Source organism: Parashewanella hymeniacidonis (genome assembly GCF_016900895.1).
GTDB classification, from domain to species: domain Bacteria; phylum Pseudomonadota; class Gammaproteobacteria; order Enterobacterales; family Shewanellaceae; genus Parashewanella; species Parashewanella hymeniacidonis.
Genome location: NZ_JAFEUN010000055.1, coordinates 1 through 22,630 on the forward strand (window position 1 = coordinate 1; position 22,630 = coordinate 22,630).

Here is a 22,630-nt window from a genome sequence, read left to right on the forward strand (position 1 = left end):
CCTTCTGGAAACGCTCACTAAAAACAAATTTGCTTTTGATATTTATCACCAGAGTTGGACTTCCTGCTCTGGCGAGCTCGCTTGTATTTGTGACTTTAGATCATATAGATCTGATCAGTCCCAAAATTAGAAATCAATCAAAAACCCTTTGTAAACAAATTGCTCTAGGGTAATAAGAATCTTTATGGGGTTTCTTGAAAAATGCGCCTTCGATATCACCAAATTCATGCTCATATTCAGTATCCCAATTTTGAAAAGGTAAATCGCGAACATCATCTTGAACAGATACATTTCCATCTTTAACATGAACTGACATGAAATGCCCTGAATTTCCACTTGTTTTATGTAGGATTGCAGATGTGATTTTGAATTTCAGTTCAACAACTTCACCACTTTTTGAGTCATTGAATTTCAGCTTTATGAATCCGTCTTTGGAGTTTTGTGCAGCTAAAAAACATGACCTTGCCAAATCAGCCATTAATGAGCCTGTGTTTAAGCGTAAATTATTAACTCCATCAAATGTAATTATAAATGAGGAAAACTCATCTTTGTTTACCCGAAGATCATATGATCTGTCAGTCTTTAATGACATTTTTTTGTTAGAACCCAGATCCCATTCTGGGGCTTTACGGGCAAGTGAGTCAGCTCTTTCTTGTTTACTTAACTCAAAAGCTGATTCCAATAAATCTGGATTCTGTTGGTGAAGTTTGGTTCGTGTTTGATGATTATATCCTGGCGGTGTTAAGGTAAGTGCTGTCAATTCAGTTAAATCACAATGGCCTGATTCTCTAATAAGAGGCTGTGATTCATATTCTGCTTTTTCAATACATACCTGAGATATAGCAAACATAGGGTGTTTTTCTAGCTCCAATGCCCGAAGAAGTCCATTGTAAAAATCTAAAGTATCATCTTGTGGTATATCTTCAATTCGCATTTGAGACAAAGCATTAGTTGAATTGGCTGGAAACAGTTTACCTTTGCATGCAACTTGGCAAGCTTGGAATAATTGATATTGCTCTCTAGCTAAAATCTGAGGGGCTGACTTTTTCTCTTCTATACTTCTTACTTGTTTCGCTAAATTAATAAATCGATACTTTAAAAGTTTTCTTGGATTATAGTGCTCTACTTCTTTACTGCTAAGCCCCGTTTCCATTTCTTGCACTATTGAAGGTGGAATTGTTCTTAGTAAGATCTGTAGTGATGCATTCATGTAACAAGTATCGCCCCAAGACATTAATCCAAAAGTTTGTGGTTTATTCAGTATTGTGGGTGCAAAGCCTTGAGGGTGTCCCTGAGTTTGGCACAAAATGTTCTTAATAGTGGCTTCTGTGCGTTCTTTATTCTCAATTGCAATGAGATCTTTTTTTCGTAATACATGACAATTGATGGTGGCAAATAAATGTTCTTTTTTGACAATTCTCTTTTGTAGATTTGCTAGGGCTGTGGCTTTTCTATTTCCAAGGCTTCTAGCATTTAATCGCTGTAACTGATAATTAGAGGTATTTAATAGTCTATGAAAACAATATATTTTTTGCGCAAAGCTAATCGGCATAGTCAGAAAAAAACACTCAGGGCTAATATTCTCAAGAAGTTCTGGCATTGAATAACCAATTTCTTTCAATAAATTTATTTCTTTATTGTCCGAATCCACAAAATGTTCTAACTCGAGTTGTAAACTTGTAATAAACGTCTCTGTTAAGTATTTACGAGCATTTTCAGGAGTTAATTTTGCTTCCCAAATTAGTCTTTGCGTTATTGCATCAGCTGGTTCAACCCTTTTGGGTTGAGGTGGTAGATCAAAATTAAACGAAGGAACTGATTCAGTATTTAAATAGTGTTTAATTTTAATGTTCAGCATACCGATTCGTTCAGGAATGAAATCAACTGTTGAAAATAAGGTTCGTAAGTGTGTATCCTTCTGAAAAATATCAATTAATATTGGCCATACTCTACCAATATCATCAAAGGTTGAAGTATTTTGTAGTATTGAAAACGCATTATTAGCCGCTATACAAATATCATCATAATCGGAGGGTCTATTTCGAATTAACGCATTTGAGGTGCTAACTGTTTCTGATTCACCCTGAGGGGCAGAAAGCTCGTCGAAGTTTGGTATATCAAAGCGACCATATATAAAGCCACCTCTTTCAGGCCTATCATCTCTGACTGATGGTAGTAGAGAAACTTCTTCAAATTGAGGACTTTCATTTCTTGCTAAAGCGTTTTTTTCTCTAACAAAATTCATACTATCCGTTCTGTTTTTATGTGTCACGCCTAACTCTGAATCTTGAAAAGTTGAATAATAAGTAGAATCTGGTTGTTGATCTGATGAATCATGAAATGCAATTATACTCGGATCTGCAGTAGCCAAATTTATTCCAGATTCAAGTGGTGGTTGAACTTTGTGGCTTACTTCAAATTGAGACTCTGATAAAGAGGCACTAGAATCATGTGGAGGATTTTTTATTTGCGTTGATTCTGGTGTGGCTTCTGTTTTTGTTTCTGGTTGCGTTCTTAGCAATAAAGGTTCAAGCTCAACTGCAAGATCAGAATAACCTTTTGTACTATTCATAATTCTTAATTTTAAATCAATGTTTGATGGCTCTGATAGTATTTCAATAAACTGTTCGAGTGTCATTTTATGAACAGGAGAGCCTTTAAACGCTTGGGCTTTAATTTTTTCATAAAAATTCTTATAAGCACTTTCTGAGTATTCTGTTGTGTTGACTTTCTTTTCTTTGATTTCAGCTTCTGATCTAGCTTGTTGTTGAGGAAGTTCAACATAGGTCTGCAAATATGATTGTGATTCTAAATCATTAGGCGGAACTCTATCAGGTGATACTTCATAATTTTCATATGGAGTTGTGCTTCTAGAAAGATGAGGTAGCTCCGGCATCATCGTTGCCTCGGATTCTGATAAGCCTAAATGCGCATCCATAGCACTTTGTATATCATCTCCTACGCAACAAACCGTTGATGTTGTTAATTCTATGAAAACTCTCAATAACTGTTGATTTCTTTCAAGGGATAATGTTTCAAGGAATTGATCAAAACTGCAGCTAGCAATAGTTGTATTGTATTTTGTCAGAACAAGAAATTTAGCTTGAGAATCCTTGAAGTCAAAACTTCTGTTTTGTTGGAGAGTTGGAAAACGTTCTGGATCATAGTCAAGATCTAATCCTTCGGATGTTTGTGTTTGACTTGAACTTGGGGTTTGGAATGAGTTTGGTGAGTCTTTATAACGATTTAGTTGCTTACAAATATGTTCTTTAGCTGAGCCCCGGCCTCGTAAAGAGTCGAAGAAGTTAGATATATTTGCGGAAACAACTCCTTCTTCCGGCTTATTAATAACTTTAAATGTAAAGGTTTCACCAGTTTTATCACCTTTTATAATAACAACTTGAATTTCAATGCCGCCAGACTTTAAAGCTTCTGATACTGCTTCTAAATCAGAATTATCGATTGGTTCAAAACCGCCAGATAGTTTTGCTCTAATAGATACTAAAGGAAGATATGCTTGTGCCATGATCTGTTCATTTCAAATGAAATATTAGTCAACTGTAACAAATAGAACGTGAAGAATAATTATCGAAGGATAAAAAGTGAATTAACAATAATTTACAAAAGCAATTTAAAATTAAAGAGCTAGTGTAGAGAAAGCAAATCTAGCTCATTATGACAAATTAATTCAAGTGTTCTAAAATCACCTCATGATGGTTTTTAGTTTTAAACTTGTCAAAGACATGTTCAACTTTGCCATCTTCTGAGATCAAAAAGCTCAGTCGATGAATTCCATCATAAATCTTGCCCATAAGGACGCACCCTTGGAAATAACTTGGGACATAAAACTTGACAGATTACAATGAAGTCTACATTTAACAGTGGGTTAGGTTAATAAATTTTCCTTTTGAATTCCAATTATATCAGTTGTCATATTTTTTTGTAAACAGGGCTGTTTTTGACGCTTTTTAAAGTAGTGAACTGTCATAAAAAGTTTAGGCGGTGCAATGAGGTAAGTTCATCTTTCTGTACGAGTATTCCACAATACGCCTTAGTATTTATGCTACGCTTTTGAGTTAGCATACTGTGAGATGGCGACATTTAAGGTAACTCACAGCATGCTTTATGAAAAACAAAAAATCATGAAGCAATTTCTAATCTTTATCCGTATTAGAGAATCCACTATCTTTAATGTCATCAGGGAAATTGAAATTTTGCATATGAAGTATCGTATTTGCATGTAGCCGTGCGCTTTCATTAACACTGAGAAAATCCAATCGACCGTTTGGTAGTTTTCTCACCCTGAGTATTCCATCCATTGAAATACCTTCAGCGACATGAAACTTACCACTTTTAATGGTGTTGTGTAGAACATTAAATCCATGTTCAAATTCAGACCGATTTTCAGGGATTTCGTATCTTTCAAATTTCATAACGACTCCAATTTTAATTGTTATAAATTAATGCAATAGGCTCGAAATCTACTTCATATACCCAAACGAGGTTTAAACCGTGAGGTAGTCTAAGGGCTTCTTTATCAATAGAAAGATAACAACCTTCATTCTTAGGAGCTCCTGAATAACGTTCTGTAAGTCGTCCTGAACGCCACCAAGCTCTTTTCAGGTTTGGATTATTGTTTCCCAATAAGCTCATAAATCTTGAAGTTGGAATTGCAGGTGTAAAGCTGCCAAAATAAACAGGTAGAGCTATAACGTTAGCGCAAACATCCTTATATGAAGTAGAATCTAATGCTGGTTTGTCTGTCGATAAAAATCTGCCAGATTGAACTGGAAAGAATTTTGAACCGTCCGATATGTATGCAGTCAATCTTATCAATTTCAAACTGCCTTCAAACCAAACTCTTTCGCAATAATCAAGATAAATGTCCCTACCATTGATTGGTTTAGGGTCTTGTGTTTTAAGCCAATTAAATGCTGGTGAAGTAAACCTTATAGTTCTTAGTGTATCTAATCGTGTAGGATTATATGTTCGAAAAACCTCTTCAACTTTAGATATTTGTTCTTTATTTACAACTGGTTGTAGTGCTACTTGAATTGCAAAGCGTACTTTTGTAGACCATCTCGTAGGTTGATTAATATTTCCAGAGGCCCCTTCAGCGAGTAATTGCTCTATCTCTAAGCTGGTTTCCAAAGGAATTGGTGAACAAAGACCTTCCATTATCGATGTAGCTTGCTCAACTAAATCAGAGTTTACGAGGCCTATTTGCTTTAATCTTGACCATTGTTCTTCACTACTTTGCGCCCATGCTGGACAATCCACATTTTTTTCTTGAGAAAGGTCAACTTTTTTTCCAAAGCTGTCTTGAAAAATCGTTAATGCTTCTGAAGCTCCCGCAAACTCTCTTTCTGCAGCTTGTTCAGTAATACGAACTAAAACAGAGAGCCTCCCAACATGCTTACATTCTTGTACTATCGCATCAAAATCTAGCCCAGAATATAACAAATCCCAAAGCTTTGGTTCCGAATAAGATAACTGCTCCAGAACTCCACAGATAACATCTGGGTGGTTTCCACTATCCATAGAGAAAGCTTTTGCTCCAAATAAATGGATAAATTTTAGATCACTTCTCAATAACCAAAGTAGCATATCAGCTGCTTTCTCACTTCTAATCCAAGTTGGATGATCAATTGTATGGAGAATAAGTTTTACAAGACAAGATGACAGGTCTGTATCTCGTTCTTCTTCCAATAATTTATAACTATTAATTTCTTCCTGAGCATTGCCAACCATGAGAATAGTATGATCTATAGCAGACCTAAGTAATGCAGCTTGCTCATCATTGGAAGAACTATTTGCTAATAATCCAATTAAGCTTTCAGCAATGCGCCAGCTTTCGGAATAGCGCTCATTAAGTATCAAAGGCGAATACAACTTAACTAAATCAGAAACAGAACTTGTTGTTTGAAATAGTCGAGAGTGTCCATGAGACAATCGTGCAGTATCTCCGGTCCATATTGGCCAACCACCGCATTGGATTGCTTCTAAGCCTGATATAACTTCTCTCTGAGCTTCAGATTTATTACGGCGGCGAAGGTGTCTATCTGCTTTCGAAAAAGCAGCTTCTGCTTCTGCCATAGAGCAACTTGTACCAAAGGTTCCTGGTAAATGGAGTGAATCTAAGTCCTTTTCTTTATTTGAATCACCTTTCCATGCTTGTTCGACAGAGCTTACCTTGGAATGCTGAATTGTTTCTTTTGAAGCTTGTGATAAATTAAAATATACACCAAATCGATTTTCAAATTGTTGTTTGAGTCCATCAGGTAAATACAGTTTGATAGAAGACAAGAACTCAAAGCATTGAGCATTTTCAAGCTCAGATTCGCAAATAATTTCCAACCGTTTCATCATCATGGTGAGTGCTTCACTGTCCTCTTCACCTTTTTTGATTAAGAGGCCATATGCTTCAGCATAATTACTAAGGTGACGAGAGTCTCCAAATTGATAGCTTTCTAGTAATGTCCAGCAAAGTTGCCAATCTGCATTTGGGATCGCTGATTTGATAATACACAAGATAGAATCTTGTTCATCTAAAGCACCACCGGGAAAACGAGTCCCTCTTAATTCAGATACTCGATCAATATCTCCTTGAGTTGCCTCTTGATACATTTGTTCTAACGTACCGTAGGTTTGCCGGATAAAATAATCTACCGCATTTGCAAAATCTCCGCGCAGACATAGAGCTCCTATAAAATCACGCTTAGCGTATCGAACAAAACGTTGGAACGTCATTTCTCCGCCAGCCGCATCTAGAAGTCCTGCTATTTGGCTAAGAGCTCCAGACTCCAAAGATAACTCATGGTTTAAAGACTCAAGCGCAGTAACATTTAGCCCAAATTGATCCTCTTTATACCAGCTAGGCCCCATAGAGAACGCTAAAACTAACTGATATGTTTTCTTTGCTTCCTCAGATGCATTTAGGCGAGTAAATAGCGGAATGATTGTTAATAGTTCAGGAACAATCTCATATCTGTTTTTTAGGTTAGAAACTACGAACTCTCTCCATCGCTCCATCAATAAAAAAACCTGATCTTCAACACTTTCCTCTAGAGATGTGTTCGTAACATCGGTCAGTACGTTGCTGAGAATATCCCTAAAACCTTCTGAATAAACACCACATTGATAAGTGAACTGCTCTTCAATAAACGTTAATAAGTTACAAATATTTTCAGGGAAAACATCAACAATTAACGTAGCCAAGTATTGATATATATGCGGAAATACAGCCTCAGGAAGACCATAAGCATCCTCCCACTGTACTCGTTGCGCCAAGCTGAACCTTAATTGTTCAAAGACATTCTGTTGCAATACATCCCAAACCGCCCCTAGCCCTGTTGCGTCGGCACTGTCTTTGAAACGTCTTGCAGAACCATCACACCATGCAATATTTCTGCAAAGGTTATCTATTCCATCTCTCCAGTTCGAAGGAGATAATGACACTAAATTAGGGCATAAACATTCAGAATCGATATATGATACATATCTCCAATGTGCCATTCCGTCCTGCATTGATGACTCATCTATGGAAACATTATCTTTAGCTATAAACTGAACAGAAGCTTTCTTTCTAACGTCAACGTGTTCGCTACAAATGACTCGTATTACACTAGGTGGGGTGCCCAGAGTAATCAGAGAGTCTACAGTACTAGGGTTAACTTCTTTAGAGTCATCCCAAAAATCTGGCACTAATGTTTTCAGATCCGTTGACACTAGCTCAAGCAAGCTTTGTTCAGGGACTACTCTATAATCATCACAAAGGGATTTATAATAAGATACTGTATAAATTAGTGGCTCTACTAACTCTTCTAATGGTCCTGAATAATGCTGGCGTATCAGTGAAACAGGGATGTATTGACTAATTAGGCACATATTAGCAGCCAATTGATAAATCATCATTTCTCTTTGAACAAACTTACTGGCAGCTTCATCTTGAATACCATCGATGATCGTTCTCATTAAAGAGAGTTGGAATTGTTGTAGCTGTCTAGCTGCTTTATTATCACCTGCAGACGACTTCAGAATAAATTGCTGAACTTGAAGGTCATATAGTTTCAAGAGGTCCTGAATTAAAAGTCCTCCTTTAGTTGAAAGCTGTTCATCCAGAGAAGTCTCAATAATGCTCAATAACTCCAGTGCATCTTTATTGTTATCAGATTTAATTAACTGAAATGCAACTCTAAGAGCTTGATGAATTGGGATGATTAATTGCCCGTAACGAATCACATGTTGTAAGACATCATGAGTCATCCCTATGGAAAGTAAAGCACTTGCGATTAGCTCAGCAGACTGAGAAAATAAGGTGTTATAGCGAAACTGAAGTCTTTGAGATAGTAGCAAAATACGAACAGTTTCAATCAAGCTACCTAAGTCAGTTGCTGCAGCCAAAACTTTATTCAAATCACCAAGAAGAATATCTGGTTCGATCCCCTCGATAACGCATTCATCCACCCAACGCTGATCACACAGAGATATTATATAAGCTTTATCTGTTTCTTCTGCTTTAAGCCCATGATGAATGACATTCAGCAACCCATAGTTATTATTTCTATTACCAAGACAGTACGCAGAAAGTCGAGATTGAATATCTCTCTCTCGGAGTTGAGTTTTTTCAGTTAAAAAGTCACAAAAAGATGAGTGATAAATTGTCGTTTTGCAGGGCTCTAAAAGTAAGTGCTGTATCCGTTCAATTGTACCTACGAGTACCGCTTGCTCACCTTGATTTAGGATCTCAGTAAGCAGCTCTATGGTTACCCCCCAACGTAAACGAACCATAATAGCGAGTAAATTAACGGCCTCCATATCGCTCTGGAGTTGATTCCACAAGGACTCATAGTAGTTACGAATGCTTCCTTCTATTTGTGGGAGCTCTGCAAGTTCATCATTTAACTTCCCAGAGTTTACCAAATCAATCAAATAACGCAGATAAAGTGGATGCCCCTGAGCCCGATCACAGATTAGCTTTATGGTTACGGGGTTAGAGCAATTTTCGGTCAATGCCTGCCGACAAAAATCTCGAGTCACATCATAAGTTAATAACGGCATTGAAATGCAGGTATCACGCCTTAACCTTACGCCTAGTTGGGTAGCTAATTTCATATAACTAGGCGCTGAAAAAACAATAGCTAGACCAAGAGGTAATTGCTGAGGAAACAAACCTATAAAGTGGCTTAGCAATGTTTCATCGTGTTTAGCAATCTCGTCAATTCCATCGATGAATAATAATCCAACTTTCCCTCGAGAGGAATACTCCTCTCCTAATCGAACTAGATGTCTTTCAGTCTCTTTTAGTAGATGGGGATAATCTTTATTATCAATGCGGCCAGGCGTACGACAAATGAACATCGAAACCTGCATATTAAACCAATTATAAAACTCTTGTGGCTGAGCTAATTGAACAGCATTTACAGCGTTATTTCGAGATGTAAAACTGTATGTATCGAAGTGCTCCAGTGATGAGTCTATAGGCGTATATGCTTCACAAAAAGTTGATTTCCCAATACCATGAGCACCTTCTATAAATATGTAACCTCCTGATTTAGACGACACAAAAGTATCAAATTCTCGTATAAACTCTTCTCGTGATGCTAGTTCTTCGACTCTTTTATCTACAATCTCTGTATGCTCAGGTAAAACCCCATTCTTCCGCAAGAAGTCAGCCTGCCGTGATATGGATATTACACCTACTGTATTGTCTACAGAAACTCTAAGAAGTCCAAAACAAGAACCATCACAAATGAGCGCAGAGCCAGAAAAACCTTCGTAATTTGCAAGTGCTGCCGAAGTATCGATATGAATTTCTACATCTATACCTAACTTTGGAGTATCTAGAACTTGTGCAATAGTCCCTTCCAGTCGATGTCCAATTGTTAACTTATTAATGGGACAGCCATAAGAGTAAAACGTACTACCGCAAATTGGCAGTTGGTCACTCAAAATAATAGGAGTAACCTCACTTTGTATTTCTATTGAGAGCAGGCAAATATCTAAATCTATATCATGATCGATGATTTTTGCTTTTATCTCTCTAGCGGGAGAGGAAAAGATAAACGCTAAGGTTATTGGTACACTTTCATCGATGTCATCGTCGGCCACAAATGCATCTAATACGCAATGGCGAGCGGTCAGAACCTTGTCAGGAGCTACTAACCAGGCAGTCCCTGTATCTTCACCACATTCAATTCTACAGGTAGCAGTTCTAACTTCAGCATCCAACATACTTAATTCTCTTGTATTTGAATCCAGTCCGTAGCATTTTCACACACTAAAAATGACGCACCGGTTTGTGTTTTATAATCTATAAGTTCATTCGATGCAGGCGTCGAATAATTAAAGTACAAGGTTCTGGAAAAATCAGCGGGTCTATCAACAATAGCAGTAAGAAGCTCTATATCTGGATGACCATGTGTATTTCCATTAGATGATATGAAATACATAGGCGCATCAACAAGCTTCAATAACTCAGGGCTTGTGTTGTGAAAACTCCCATGGTGAGAAATTTTTATAGCATCGAACATCATTGAACAGCCTGTAGATTTAAGCTGACTAAGAACTTCTATAATATCTTCAGCCCAAGCATCAGCTAACATTAATAATCTAGCCCCCCCCAACTCAACAATAGTTGCTATCGAACTACCATTAGTAGGAGAGTCATCAGGTTTGTAGATCTCTTCAAGAGTCTTACGTCGCCCTCCAGATACAGGGGTAGGGTCTTTTTTTTGAGTTTCACATCGGTGTTCAAAACTAAATTCAAATGCATCGTCAATAATTGCACCGGATCCTATAGTTCCTTTATACCCGTACTTCTGTAGATCCTTTTTCCATGACTTCAACAAGTCTTCTAAACGTTGTTTTGAAGGGGAAAGCACACGAATGTTATCTCCAGATATGGAAAAATTATGAATGTTCTCCAATGAAATACTCTTAGTACCATCACTACCATTCCACAAATACTTCCCTTGATGTATCAATGAGGAGAATGTACTTCCCTGCCTGGCACTTATTTCCTTGGGGTTAGCTGCATTTTCTGTTTCTGCTGTGGGATGCCCACGTCTATTAATTGCCTTCAGTAATTCAAGATCTTCAGCAACAATGATTGACTCACAAGGAGCAGTCAGATTACGCAAACTGTTATGCCAAATATTTTTAACGGGAATAATTTGTGGTTGTAAAGAAGACCCATTCTGCGACAGAAATCGAATCAATCCTAAAATATGATCAGAGTCTATATGGGTAGCAATAACAAGATCCAAACATTCTCCCTTAGAAGCCTTTTCTCGTAAATCACTCAGAATATGATTATTAAAAGTTTTTGCGTAGCCACCATCAATCAGCAAATTTGTACCATTTGAACTAACTAAGAAAGCATCTCCGTTTTGTGCAGGATACATTCTGACATTCAGCATAGCTTATTCCAACTATTTTCATACATTCTTACCTTATACCACAGAGGCAGCTATTTCCCAATATAAAACAGAGGCTTGAATATATTTAAAGAGGCTATGTTGGTACTAACTGTTGTTGAACTTTGAACAAGCTGTTTTCATTGCAGTTTTCTTTATTCTCCATAAATCGAAACCAGCCTAGATAATGTGTCAAATACTTTGTTGCGACACCGTGAAATTTTGCCAGCCATGACTTGAGCTGGCTATGGTAAGCATTAACGTGTTGGATATGAAACACATTTTCAATCACTCTTATTCCAGCTGAGATATTAAGTCTCTTGTGAACAAGATCATTCTTCTTACTAAATGCGATGTAGGCCTTAAATCCATCGGTACATAGCACGCTATCTTTTTGAACTCTGCTTTCAAGTTCTTTTGTTAAAGCGTCACTGGTTACATGTTCAAAAGTGTTGTCATAAGTATGATGTGCTCTGTCTTTTACCGTAACGATTTTCACCCAGTCATCATCAGAACGTCCTCGCTTTTTAGCTTTCATTCCTCTTTTTCGAGGTTCACGAGTCAAGCTTCGGCTTCCTTTTTCTGAATATGGATAAAAGGTTTCATCTGCTTCAATTATTCCTTCTAAGACAGATGGTTGCATTGTGGTTGGTATTTTTAAAAAGCGATGACGCCAATTAAATGAAGTTTTCAAATCTAAATCACAATGACTTGCAGCTTCTCTTAATGACATGTTTTTAGTCATGCAGTAAAAATAATCTGACCAGCGCTCTCTATGACGAATTCTGGCTAAAGGTGTTCCTGTGGGCGACGAATGTCTTTAGGCAATTTTTACAGCGATAACGCTGATGACCATCCGTTTTTCCATATCGGTTAATGAGGTTGCTGTGACAATGGGGACATTCTGGATGTTCAATAAATCGAGTCTCAAGTTGCTGATATATAGGATCAGATGATGCTTGTTTATTCAAAGCAGAGGAAGCTTCCAAGCGTTGTTTATCGCTCAATCCTTGTAGACTTGTTATCAGTTTACGAAATTGGGCTATGTTCATAACCGAATACCTGACGCTACAATTTTAGTCAATATACTCCCATCAACAGTTTATGAAAACATAGCCAAAGCAAATGATGATTTCGAATGAAATTAGTGCATCTTCTTACAACGAACCGTGGTTTCTCAATCACTGAGTGGCTATCGGGGAGGTATTAAAGCTTCAAGTGCGTATCGCAAAGGTAATTAAAACGAGGGCTAGTGCTGCGATCAACTTTTGGTCTCCCTCTAGTCCTGTAACGATTTAACTACTGGGTGCTTAACGGTGCCTTCGTGGAGGCTTGAGCCGTATGCAGTGAAAGTTGCACGTACGGTTCTGAGGAGGGTGGCACCTGGTAACAGGTGCCGTCTATCCGACAAAAACGAGTTTGTGATTAGCGGGGACTCGAAGTTAGTTAGCTTTATGCTTGGAACATATCGTTCTGGAATTCAGCCTTCTTATTATGAAGTCCACGGTCTTCCAACCACGAGTAAAATCTACTTCTAGTAATCGAAACACCGCGTTCGTTTAGTTTTCTTAGGATTTCAGCTTTGGAGGTCTTGGTGTCGAGGAGGTTCAATATAAACACCGTATGCTCATCAAGCCTGGACTTAACCTTCTGCCCCTTCTGACGGCCAGATGATAGCCCTTTGGCTTTTCGTTTAGCGTGACCTGCTTTGGCTCGTTCAGAGCGTTTCTGAGCCTCTACAGCGCTGGCAAAAGACTGCCCAATAACTGTAAAAATGATTTCAGCATTATCAACGTTCTCAGAGTTAATTATGGTGTCGTTGTATGCCAAATGCAGCTCACCGTATGAGGCTATCTGGCCGATAGCGCCGACCAACTCCATAACCTTGTGGCGACCCAGCCGTGTGATATCCGATACAATGATGCTTTGTTGAGAGGCAATGAGGGAAGATAACTTCCGCTCATTAAGTTCTGTCTTGGTGGCAGACACATGTTCTTCTATCCAATCCGATATTTGTATGCCACGTTTAGCGGCGTAGGCCTTGATAGCTTCTCTTTGTGATTCACCATCGGCTCTTTGTGGATCTGATACTCGAATGTAGCCAATCATGCCAGCCCCCAATTTGAAGAGTTAATTGCTTATGGACGGTTATTTGCTGTTTAGGTAGTCCAATACAACTTCATGGTGGTCTTTAGTTTTGAACTTGTTGAATACATGCTCAATATAGCCAGACTCATTGATTAAGAAGCTTGTTCTTACTACGCCCATGTTTTCACGGCCCATGAACTTTTTGAGTTGCCAGACACCGTACTTCTCACACACTTCGTGCTCTTCATCTGCTAGCAGAGTGAAGTTAAGCTCTTGCTTGTTGATAAAGTTCGTCAGCTTTTTCGGGGTGTCTGGGCTTAAACCAAGAACAACCACGTTGTGAGCATCTAACTCAGCTTTAGTGTCACGCAACCCTTGAGCCTGAACTGTGCACCCCGGTGTTGATGCGCGTGGGTAGAAGTAGAGCAGGACCTTCTTTCCTTGAAGCTCAGATAGCTTCAATGGGTTATTGTCTTGGTCATTTAGGGTGAAATCTGGTGCGGTTTGTCCGGCTTCGATTGCCATTGGTTTTGTCCTTACTTTCTCAATTAATGGTATGTGGCGTAGCTTTGTTCGCTACGTCCTATTTAGTGCATTTATATTACGTTAGAGTGTACATTTTTAACGTTAATCAAGTGTCCTGTCTAGTGATTACACTAAACAGGATGCTTTTATCTAAAATTGCCTTTGATAAGGTTATCTGGCCTTGCTTTGATGACCTTATCCATTGCCTTCTCTCGCTCACTTTCATGTAGCATCTCCATGAGTTCTTGAACCATTTTTATGTGGCTTGCTGCTTGTATGGTTAATGCTTGTTCATGACTTTTAGCTAGATCTAGGTATTCCTTTTTCTTCTTATTAGCTTGAGTCTTGTCGCCTTTTAGCTGTTTCACTTCCGCTTGTAGAACATCAATAGGTGACTGGCTTAAGTCATCTTGTGCTACGCGGGATTCCAGTGACTTATTCTTCACCATTGTCTTAACATCTTCGTGCCTGCGCAATGACCCAACAGAAAGCCCCGATTCTTTCTCGACGCTATGGTCATTGATTTTTAGCTTACCAGCTCGGGCTTTCTTCCTTAGTTCACGGTTTTCTGGTTTACCCTCTAACAGGCGCTCTAGGGCATTAATGAGCTTACTCTTAGTTGCTTGTGTCATTACGCAGTCACTCCGTAGTTGATCAGCAGGTCTTGAACTTCTTGAGGTATTACCACTGGTTCGTAGCTGATATCTAAGTCTTTCATAATGCGTTCAGCAGCCCTGATTTTGATATACACTTCTGACCCTGTTTGAGGCGTTAATTCATCATGTTCAATGTCCCATAGCATATGAATTTCGGCCTCTTTGCGCTTAGCTTCTGCGAAAACAGCATCGACAATATAGTCGTTCTTACAGTCCACACACTCTAATAGGTTGACTTGTGTACGTAGGCTACAACCTGTTGAAGTGCAGTAAATTCCGGGGGCGACGGCGTGAATGTGGCGCTTTTGATCTCGGATTTGCTTTTTCCAGTAGTTGAGCGAGAGCCTGTCGTTATCGACCTTATCTTTAAACAGGTTACGCTCAGTCTTCATCATGTTTTTGGCAAACTCTTTGCCCTTGCCGCCAGCGACACGCTCTTTGTTTGCCAGCTTCTTGTAGATGTTCAGGTACACCAGCGCTTTTTGATCAACCCTTTCTTCATCAATAGCGTGAGCCAAGCTTTGCTTTTGCTTTCTGATTTTCTGGAATTTACTGGCGTTCTTAGCGTAATGGCGTGTCATCGCCATCGATACATGGCTGAACTGCTGCTTGAGTTGGGGGAACGCACAAAGCTCGAAGCCGATAAGATAGTAGGCAAACGAGCGACGGAGCTGGTGCCCTGAGAACTCATAGTCTTCACCCACATTAAACGAAAGGTTAGGGTCGGAGACCTTCAAATCAATCACATCGTCATTGGTTAGCGAAAGTATCTCCCCTAGAGTGCTTTCAAACCAATGTGTTATATGTTTACCGATTGAACTTTTATGACTAGCCCCACAGTCACCTCTAACCTTATGAAAAAATGCTTGGCTCTCAGGGTGGTACCTCCTAAGTGGTTCATGTAGCGCTTGTAGTACCTCGTAAGCTTTTTTTCCGATCTCAGTAGTCACAAATTCATCCTGTTTTGACTGAGAGCCTTTAGTGGTCTTTGATAGGTCAGCATGGATGATATGAATGGTTTGATTAGATATGGTTTCTTTTGTGCACCCCTTCGCGGTATGAAGGTGAAATATTTCATCAGAGCGCATGCCCGTTCGAGACATTAGCGCCCAGAGGCAACCGCCGTTGAGCTGTTTAAATAATGATTGTCCTTCCCCAAGCCCAGTGACCATTCTGTTACCAAACCTCAATGTTCTGTCTGGGTAGAATTTGTCGATGTAGTGAGTGCTGATTACGGGTTTATACTTATGGAGTAATTCAAAGATCGTTGTTTGTGAAGGATATTTTAGCGCGAGAAAAGCTGATTGAAAGTCTATAGCTTTTTCTTTGTCCATTTTATTGGCTTTGGATAAATACCAGTTAAGTTTGTCATTTTTTAGTATTACCGCGTCGCTAGCAAGGTATTTGGCGTACTTTTGATAGGTTTTATCATAGTAGGAAGCTATGTATTCGGATAGCTTGCCTAGTTCATCACGAATGGGGTATAGCTCGTTAACTAATGCTTCTGACTCTTGCAAACCCAAATAATATAACCGCTGTGGTATAACCGTATATTGCGCAGCGTCTTTAAGAGTTAAACCAAAACTTGATGGTGTTAACTTCTTGGTAAGACAAACGTTAAATGGTAACCTCTTTACTTCCGTAAATAGCTTATTGAGAGCTGCGTAAATTCGATTTCTTTCAAAGTCGATATCGGTGAAATCGCTTAATACCCAGGACTCTAATTGGTCAAAGGATAAAAACTCAAAGCTGTTGTAACCCTCATTCAAAAGAGCGAGAGCTAATTTCTTTAACATAGTGACAGTGATGTAGATGGAATCAAAAGAGTAGTCTTTTGGGGAACACCACATCATAGTCAATGCCAGCGCCTTCAATTGATTTTTCAGGTTGCGTTCCATCACTTTTCCATCAAAGGAGAAGTCTATTGTGCTTGTTTGGGTAGTATTGGGTTCAAAGAAGGGTTGTAGCTTTTTCCAAGCGTCGTCGTCCCCAATCTTACCGAGTGACTCACCAGTGACGCTAAAACCAATATCTAGCGCTTCAAATTCGTCCCACTCTCCCGAGTCAATTGCAGGCTTTAATATGTCGTTCAGGTAGTTTGTGTAGCTTCCAACATTATCTTGCGCGTTAATAAGGGCATCTTGTTGGTCTAGGTTGTTCTTAGGTAGCTTTATCATGGTTGGCTCCTAATTAACGGTGTAAGGCCAAAATGGCGTGGTTAATAGATACCCGAGGGTGACGCCCGTTTTTGAAAAAAATCGCCATGGCATTGTCGTACACATTCTGGCTTGCACCGTCGAGAGTGAACTCGAAAGCGGCTATCTTTTCATGGACTTCCTCTTTCGCATTGGGGTAATGGTCTAAGGCTTCTTTCAACACATCAATGAAAGAGATAAGTTTATAGATGGATTGAACTTCATCGACGGCTTTGGCTGACTGGCATTTATGGCACATGTCGTACTCCGTGCAAGGCAATGGTAACTTCATGGCATTATTTGTTTTGCGCTGCGCATTTTTGTCACCTGCAATGCTTTGTTGCCCGTTGCAATGAATGCCATTTGGGTTGGTCTTTGCTTTTTCTTGCTCTTGTTTCTTTCTCCATTCATCATGTGCCAGCATTGGAATACTAAGTTTGGCCGCAACCATCGCCTTGGCTTGCTCTAAACCTGTGTCTTCATCTAATTGCTCCACGACTTGGATAGCTTGTGAAACGATAACCTTGTTAAGCCTCGGGTCTCCATTGACATAATTTTTATCAATGGTCTGCTGAAGGTTTTGAAGAATACTCTGAACACCACCTTTACCAATGTCGGAGTAGGCTTGGTTGCTGGTCGTTTCTCTCCAGCGACTCGACCGAAGTGAAATAAGGTATTCGTTAGGCTTAATCGACCATGTAAGCATTAGCTTAGAGCTGATAGGGCTAATTCCGGTCCAGTCTTTAGGGACTTCTTTCGCATTACCTCGTTTTAGCAGTAATCGCTCATGCTTTTTACACTTTTGTTTATCCGCTAACTCTGTGGCGTATTGCTCGATATCTTGGATTAAGATCTTATCCGTAGCAGGAATAGAGAAGTCATGACGGTCACCGTTTCGGTATTTGAATGAAATTTTGATATTGCCATTCGAATCTTTCTCTGAGTAGGCAAGTGGCAGTAGGATACCTTTGAGTGGTAAACCTGTGTAGCATGACAAAATGCAGTAAGCGGCATTCGTTGCGCCTTGTGTAGTTTTCGCTTTCGAGCACGGGTGCGTTATTTTGCTCATGATGATTCTACCAAGTACATTGGTTTTTTTGTTTAACTCGATAACATGTTGGTTTCGGTAGCTGTAAAATAGCTCTTTAAACCATGGCAGGCAAGATGCGCAGGTGGGTGATAGTAGGTTTAACTCCACCATTAGGTGCTTGTTTATTTGGTCCAAATTAAACGTGCTGCTTTTCTCCCCACGGTTATTCAGCGTGAATAGTAACTCTGAGCCTTCTTCGCCATCGCTGTGTAGTGCTGAAAGTGCCTCAAGGATTTTAATAAACTTCACGCCATCTCGTTTATCGACATCGAAGCTCTGGTTGGTAAGAGCAGCGTCAACCTTTTTGTTTGCCCTTGTTTTAAAGCTCGATACCTTAACTACCTTTAAGCTTTTATCCCGCTCATCAGTATGAATCGTAATTGGATGAGCGATGCCCTTTACGTCGCTATCATTTAATGAGGTAAAAAAGCACATCAGGTGATAAGCCGCCCCCATCGATAGGTTAAACGCAGCGGAAGGTTTTACAGATGTCCCATTTTTGCTCTGACCATGTGTCTGGGTTTTGAGAGAGGTTTCAATTGAAATGATTTCTTTGTGTCCTCCAAAATCAATAACAACTGGTAACTTGTCTGGCAGTACGAGGTTTTCTTTTTTTGCCGCAATGAGCTGTGGGACTAGAGTGAAAAATAACTCACTCAACCTAGTGACAAGGACTTTTTCTTCGGTCTCAGAATAACCTTTGTGTGGTGTGTTTTCGCCAGCAAACCCTCGATGCTGGGTTACCCACAAATCAGAGGGTAATCCGCACCAAGAAAGGGATTTGCGAAGATATGAAGTAATAGTACCTGCGGTATTTTCCTTGATACCTAATTCATCACCGTCACTCATTGCCCATAATTTTTTTGATGGGTTATACATTTTAATGCGATGTCGTAACTCACCATCGTTTCCTGTGTATTTTAAATAGCCAGCTTCGGAAAATGGGTCAACGTTTACAGAGTCACAAAAGATAATGAAAGCTCGTAATGCATCATAAGTTGCCGTGACGGTTCTTGCTGAACTCCCATTATTAACATACTGATTGGCGTGTTTACAAAAGCTCCTTAAATAAGGAGCACGGTTTTCGATTTTGTTGTTATTACTATTTGCACCAAGGTGTAACAAGTGTGATATATCAAACTCGGTCACTGTTCTGCTTTTGGCATCTTTATAGGGGATGGTAAGGTGTAAGTGATAGATATTTTTAACATTTCTAACATGCTTAACCATTTTTGAGATTTTAGCGAGCGGGCTTTTTGCCATGCTACCAACCCCCGTTAATCTTGTTGTTTTTATTCATTGCGACTCTTAGCTGGTCATCAAGTTTATTCATGAACTTAATGTACTTTTCCGTCGTTGCTGTGCTCGAATGTCCCATAAGCGAGGCTAACTCGTCCATTAGGTACTCATAGGCAACTTGCCGCTCCCTAAACTCACGCCAAAGCCAATGCGTGGCATAAGTTGAGCGAAGGTCATGGATTCGATAGTACCAGTCAGGCTCTATTGCCCGGATGCGCAGTCGCAGCTTGCTAAAATGCGCCTCTAGAGTATTTTCTGTGTAAGGCCGTCCTTTATTGGAAAGAAAAAGGTACTCAGTGGTGTCTAGTTCTTCTTTGGAATTGATCAGATCCTTTCGGCGAGTTAGGTTCTTTTGTCGCTGAATACATTCCTTGAATTGCTCTAATTCCTCATACAGTGCGAGAGGGATTTCAATCGTGCGCGGCTTACTGCCCTTGGTATGTGTAATGGTCAATGGCACGACATCTAATCCACTAAAATCCTTATTACCAATATCACGAGCAGGAAAATGGGTAGCTTCATCAATCCTAAGTCCTGCCTTTTCACATAGTCTCAGTATCAAGGAAGCAGCTTTTGGCAATGTACGAATGTGTTGAGAGAACAGTTCTTTATGCTCGAACGTCATAGGCTTCAATTTTTGATGAGCAGGCGTTTTATCGATTTTTGGGAACATCTTCATGATGTTTGATATCTCATAGCCCCGCTTTGCGCCAGACTTAGTATGGGCAAGCATGTCATGCTGGTTGGTGTAGCCTAGGTTAACCTCAACCTCGGTGAAGTGTGTCAGGACATGCTCATCATCATTTTTGAGGTAACCGTGTCTCTGCATCCACTTATAAAACCCAATAACAGCACCCATATAGCTTCTTGCTGAGTTAAGCGAGTACGCTTCGTCACCAGTTGCCTCTTTCCGAGATCGACAGTTTGCTAAAAGGTGCTCAGCAAATTGCCAAGGTGCGCCTTCTTCCTCATGTTTCGTCAGTGTTTTATAGGTTAGGTACTGAGGTGGTATCACATTCCCATCATCATCAACTTGAGGGTAGTGGGTAGAGTCTAAATATCGAGTAAAGGCCAATAAGCCTTTGGCCATTGATTTGGTGTCTTGAATTTTTCCTTCACCGCTGAGTTTTGACACAAGATAAAGAGATTGTGGATAAACAACACGGCCATCTGGTGCAACGATAATATCGGTCTTCTTTATGCGAGACTGTAATTTGGATGGGGAGAGGTAGGGTGAGTGGGTCACTTCCCCAGAGTCAGTATCGATGACCTGTGAAATTCTCAGTTTAGCTAATGTATCTACCTCTATGGAGAGCAATCGGTAGTCATCATAAATATCATTTTCGTCATGCTTTTCTATCACAAAACAACCCTCAATATGTTACTCACATATTAAAGGTAGATTGTCATAAAAAATTATCAAGGGTTTTTGTCATAAAAAATTTCTAGGGGTGAACTTCTTTTCACCCCAAACACCAAACGCATCTGCGATAGCATGGTCTTCATCACTCAATAGTGTAAAGTTAAGTTCTTGTTTATCTGAAAATCGTAACAGCTTCGCTACTGGATCAGGGCTCACTCCGAAAACGGTAACTTTATGCTGTGCAAGATTGGATTTTGAATCACGAAGTCCACAAGCTTGTACGGTACAACCTGGAGTGCTAGCTTTTGGATAAAAATAGACAAGTACAGGGCCAGATTTAAGAGCATCTTTTAGATTATGCGAGTTCCCATACTGATCGTTTAGGGTGAAATTTGGTGCAGTATCACCTTTAACTAATGTTTTCATTTTTGTTCCTTTTGATTAATTGGAATCACTCATCCGTCTTAATGTACAGCTTAGATCTAAACTTTTTGCAAAAGCTTGTATCTCATCTTCAATTGAATCGATGTCGAGATTTTCAGGTAAGTTGACGGCTAAATCAATCTGTTGATAGGGTTTGCCGTTGCTGTCTTCCTCTGCGTGAGAACCAAATGTCGCGAGATCCATTGATTTCTCTGCTAAAAATTCTGTTATAGCCTTCATCGTACCGCGGTTGTCTTGGCCACAAAAGCTAATTTGAAAACGAGACGAATAACTGGTTGGTGTGTGCCTAGATGTTCTTTTAACAACTGTCATTAATTCAAGTTCAAGACTTAAGCTTGGTATGGTACTTTCAATTTTTGTTATGGCTGACCATGAGCCCTCAAGAAGCATTATTAATGTAAATTCATTCCCAAAAATAGCCATTCTGCTATCAACAATATCACAATCACTATCACTGGCTTGGCGAGCTAATTTGCTCACGATTCCTGGGCGATCAACCCCCATCGCAGTAACGACAAGTTGATGGGTCATGCATTTACCTCTTTAATAGACAAGCTGTATAAATAATAAGAAAGTAATCCTATCATAATTTATCCAGTTGTTTGTACTTGTCATTATTGATATCGAACAGTAACATACCTTGATTCTTATAAATGGGGATTTCAGATGTTTAAAGGTAGCTATGTTGCCTTAATCACGCCAATGAACTTGGATGGTAGTATTGATGTTGAAGGATTAGACAAATTGGTCGATTTTCATATCAATAATGGTACAGACGGAATTGTTGCTGTTGGCACCACAGGTGAGTCTGCAACTGTGACACTAACCGAACACGTTAGAATTGTTGAACAGGTCGTTAAATTCTCAAATGGTAGAGTTCCAGTTATTGCAGGAAACGGAGCGAATGCTACAGCTCATGCCATCGAATTAACTCAAGCACTCAATGGCACCGGTGTTGATGGTATGTTGGGCGTAACCCCATATTATAATAAGCCATCACCAAAGGGGCTAATCGCTCATTACAAAGCGGTTGCCAGTCACACAGATATCCCACAAATTCTTTATAACGTACCAGGTAGAACTGGTGTCGATATGCAACCTGAAACAATTGCGGAGTTATCAACGTTTAAAAATATTGTAGCTATAAAAGAAGCTACTGGTGATTTATCGCGTTTACATAAACTCAAAGATCTATGTGATGACTCTTTCGGGTTGTTAAGTGGTGATGATGCGACAGCGTGCGAGTTTATATTGTCAGGCGGTGATGGCGCTATTTCTGTAGTAAATAATATCGCTCCAAGTCTCTATAAGAAAATGTGTGATTCAGCATTTAATGGGGACAAAGAGCATGCTTATGCATTTGATAACGAGCTTTCCTTGTTACATAGCTCTTTATTTGTAGAAGCTAATCCAATACCCGTGAAATGGGCTGCTTTCGAGCTTGGTCTCATAAAAAATAATACAATTCGTTTACCTTTAACTGAACTTTCTAGTGCAAACTATGGTCTGGTTAAAGAAGCAATGGAAAAAGCCCAACTAGAGGTTAAATAAAT

Annotated in this window: 12 protein-coding genes and 3 pseudogenes; 1 reads left to right on the top strand and 14 read right to left on the bottom strand. The window is 39.5% G+C overall.

Features of this window, described 5'->3' with window-relative positions; all coding sequences use genetic code 11:
• Positions 1-133: 133 nt before the first annotated feature.
• The 14 genes and pseudogenes from JQC92_RS12040 to JQC92_RS12100 form a co-directional block, all read right to left on the bottom strand.
• Positions 134-3,526 carry a hypothetical protein gene (locus JQC92_RS12040; RefSeq protein WP_204999889.1) on the bottom strand — a complete coding sequence of 1,131 codons (3,393 nt, stop codon included), beginning with the start codon at positions 3,524-3,526 and terminating at the stop codon, positions 134-136.
• A 157-nt stretch (positions 3,527-3,683) separates the two neighbouring features.
• Positions 3,684-3,812 (bottom strand): annotated as a pseudogene (locus tag JQC92_RS22605) (thioredoxin-dependent thiol peroxidase); the annotation flags it as partial.
• A 342-nt stretch (positions 3,813-4,154) separates the two neighbouring features.
• Positions 4,155-4,433: an AVAST type 1 anti-phage system protein Avs1c gene (gene avs1c, locus JQC92_RS12045; protein ID WP_204999890.1), complete on the bottom strand. Its 279-nt coding sequence runs from the start codon at positions 4,431-4,433 to the stop codon at positions 4,155-4,157.
• Positions 4,434-4,446: 13 nt separating this feature from the next.
• A complete protein-coding gene (avs1b, locus tag JQC92_RS12050; RefSeq protein WP_204999891.1) occupies positions 4,447-10,233 on the bottom strand; it encodes an AVAST type 1 anti-phage system protease Avs1b in 5,787 nt (1,928 codons plus the stop codon).
• Between the two features lie 2 nt (positions 10,234-10,235).
• On the bottom strand, positions 10,236-11,420 hold the full coding sequence (avs1a, locus tag JQC92_RS12055) for an AVAST type 1 anti-phage system MBL fold metallo-hydrolase Avs1a (RefSeq protein ID WP_204999892.1): 1,185 nt from the start codon (positions 11,418-11,420) through the stop codon (positions 10,236-10,238).
• Between the two features lie 94 nt (positions 11,421-11,514).
• Positions 11,515-12,469 (bottom strand): annotated as a pseudogene (locus JQC92_RS12060) (IS1595 family transposase).
• A 400-nt stretch (positions 12,470-12,869) separates the two neighbouring features.
• Positions 12,870-13,526, bottom strand: coding sequence for a recombinase family protein (locus JQC92_RS12065; RefSeq protein WP_204999893.1), 657 nt, complete (start codon positions 13,524-13,526; stop codon positions 12,870-12,872).
• Between the two features lie 39 nt (positions 13,527-13,565).
• The gene (bcp, locus tag JQC92_RS12070) at positions 13,566-14,030 is read right to left on the bottom strand and encodes a thioredoxin-dependent thiol peroxidase (RefSeq protein WP_204999894.1); all 465 of its coding nucleotides are present in this window, start codon (positions 14,028-14,030) and stop codon (positions 13,566-13,568) included.
• Between the two features lie 146 nt (positions 14,031-14,176).
• Complete coding sequence (locus JQC92_RS12075) at positions 14,177-14,662, bottom strand: hypothetical protein (protein WP_204999895.1); 486 nt, start codon at positions 14,660-14,662, stop codon at positions 14,177-14,179.
• Positions 14,662-16,863 carry a hypothetical protein gene (locus tag JQC92_RS12080; protein WP_204999896.1) on the bottom strand — a complete coding sequence of 734 codons (2,202 nt, stop codon included), beginning with the start codon at positions 16,861-16,863 and terminating at the stop codon, positions 14,662-14,664. Before JQC92_RS12080 ends, JQC92_RS12075 begins: the two co-directional genes overlap by 1 nt.
• Before the next feature lie 13 nt (positions 16,864-16,876).
• A complete protein-coding gene (locus JQC92_RS12085; protein ID WP_204999897.1) occupies positions 16,877-19,234 on the bottom strand; it encodes a hypothetical protein in 2,358 nt (785 codons plus the stop codon).
• A 1-nt stretch (position 19,235) separates the two neighbouring features.
• Entirely contained in the window at positions 19,236-20,633 is a 1,398-nt protein-coding gene (locus JQC92_RS23055) for a tyrosine-type recombinase/integrase (RefSeq protein WP_204999898.1), read from the bottom strand.
• A 90-nt stretch (positions 20,634-20,723) separates the two neighbouring features.
• Positions 20,724-21,059: pseudogene (gene bcp / locus JQC92_RS12095) on the bottom strand (thioredoxin-dependent thiol peroxidase); the annotation flags it as partial.
• Between the two features lie 15 nt (positions 21,060-21,074).
• Positions 21,075-21,608: a glycine cleavage system transcriptional repressor gene (locus JQC92_RS12100; protein WP_204999900.1), complete on the bottom strand. Its 534-nt coding sequence runs from the start codon at positions 21,606-21,608 to the stop codon at positions 21,075-21,077.
• Positions 21,609-21,743: 135 nt separating this feature from the next.
• Between JQC92_RS12100 and dapA the strand changes: the two genes are divergently transcribed.
• Positions 21,744-22,628, top strand: a complete 885-nt coding sequence (gene dapA / locus JQC92_RS12105) for a 4-hydroxy-tetrahydrodipicolinate synthase (protein ID WP_204999901.1) — start codon at positions 21,744-21,746, stop codon at positions 22,626-22,628.
• The last annotated feature ends 2 nt before the right edge of the window (positions 22,629-22,630 follow it).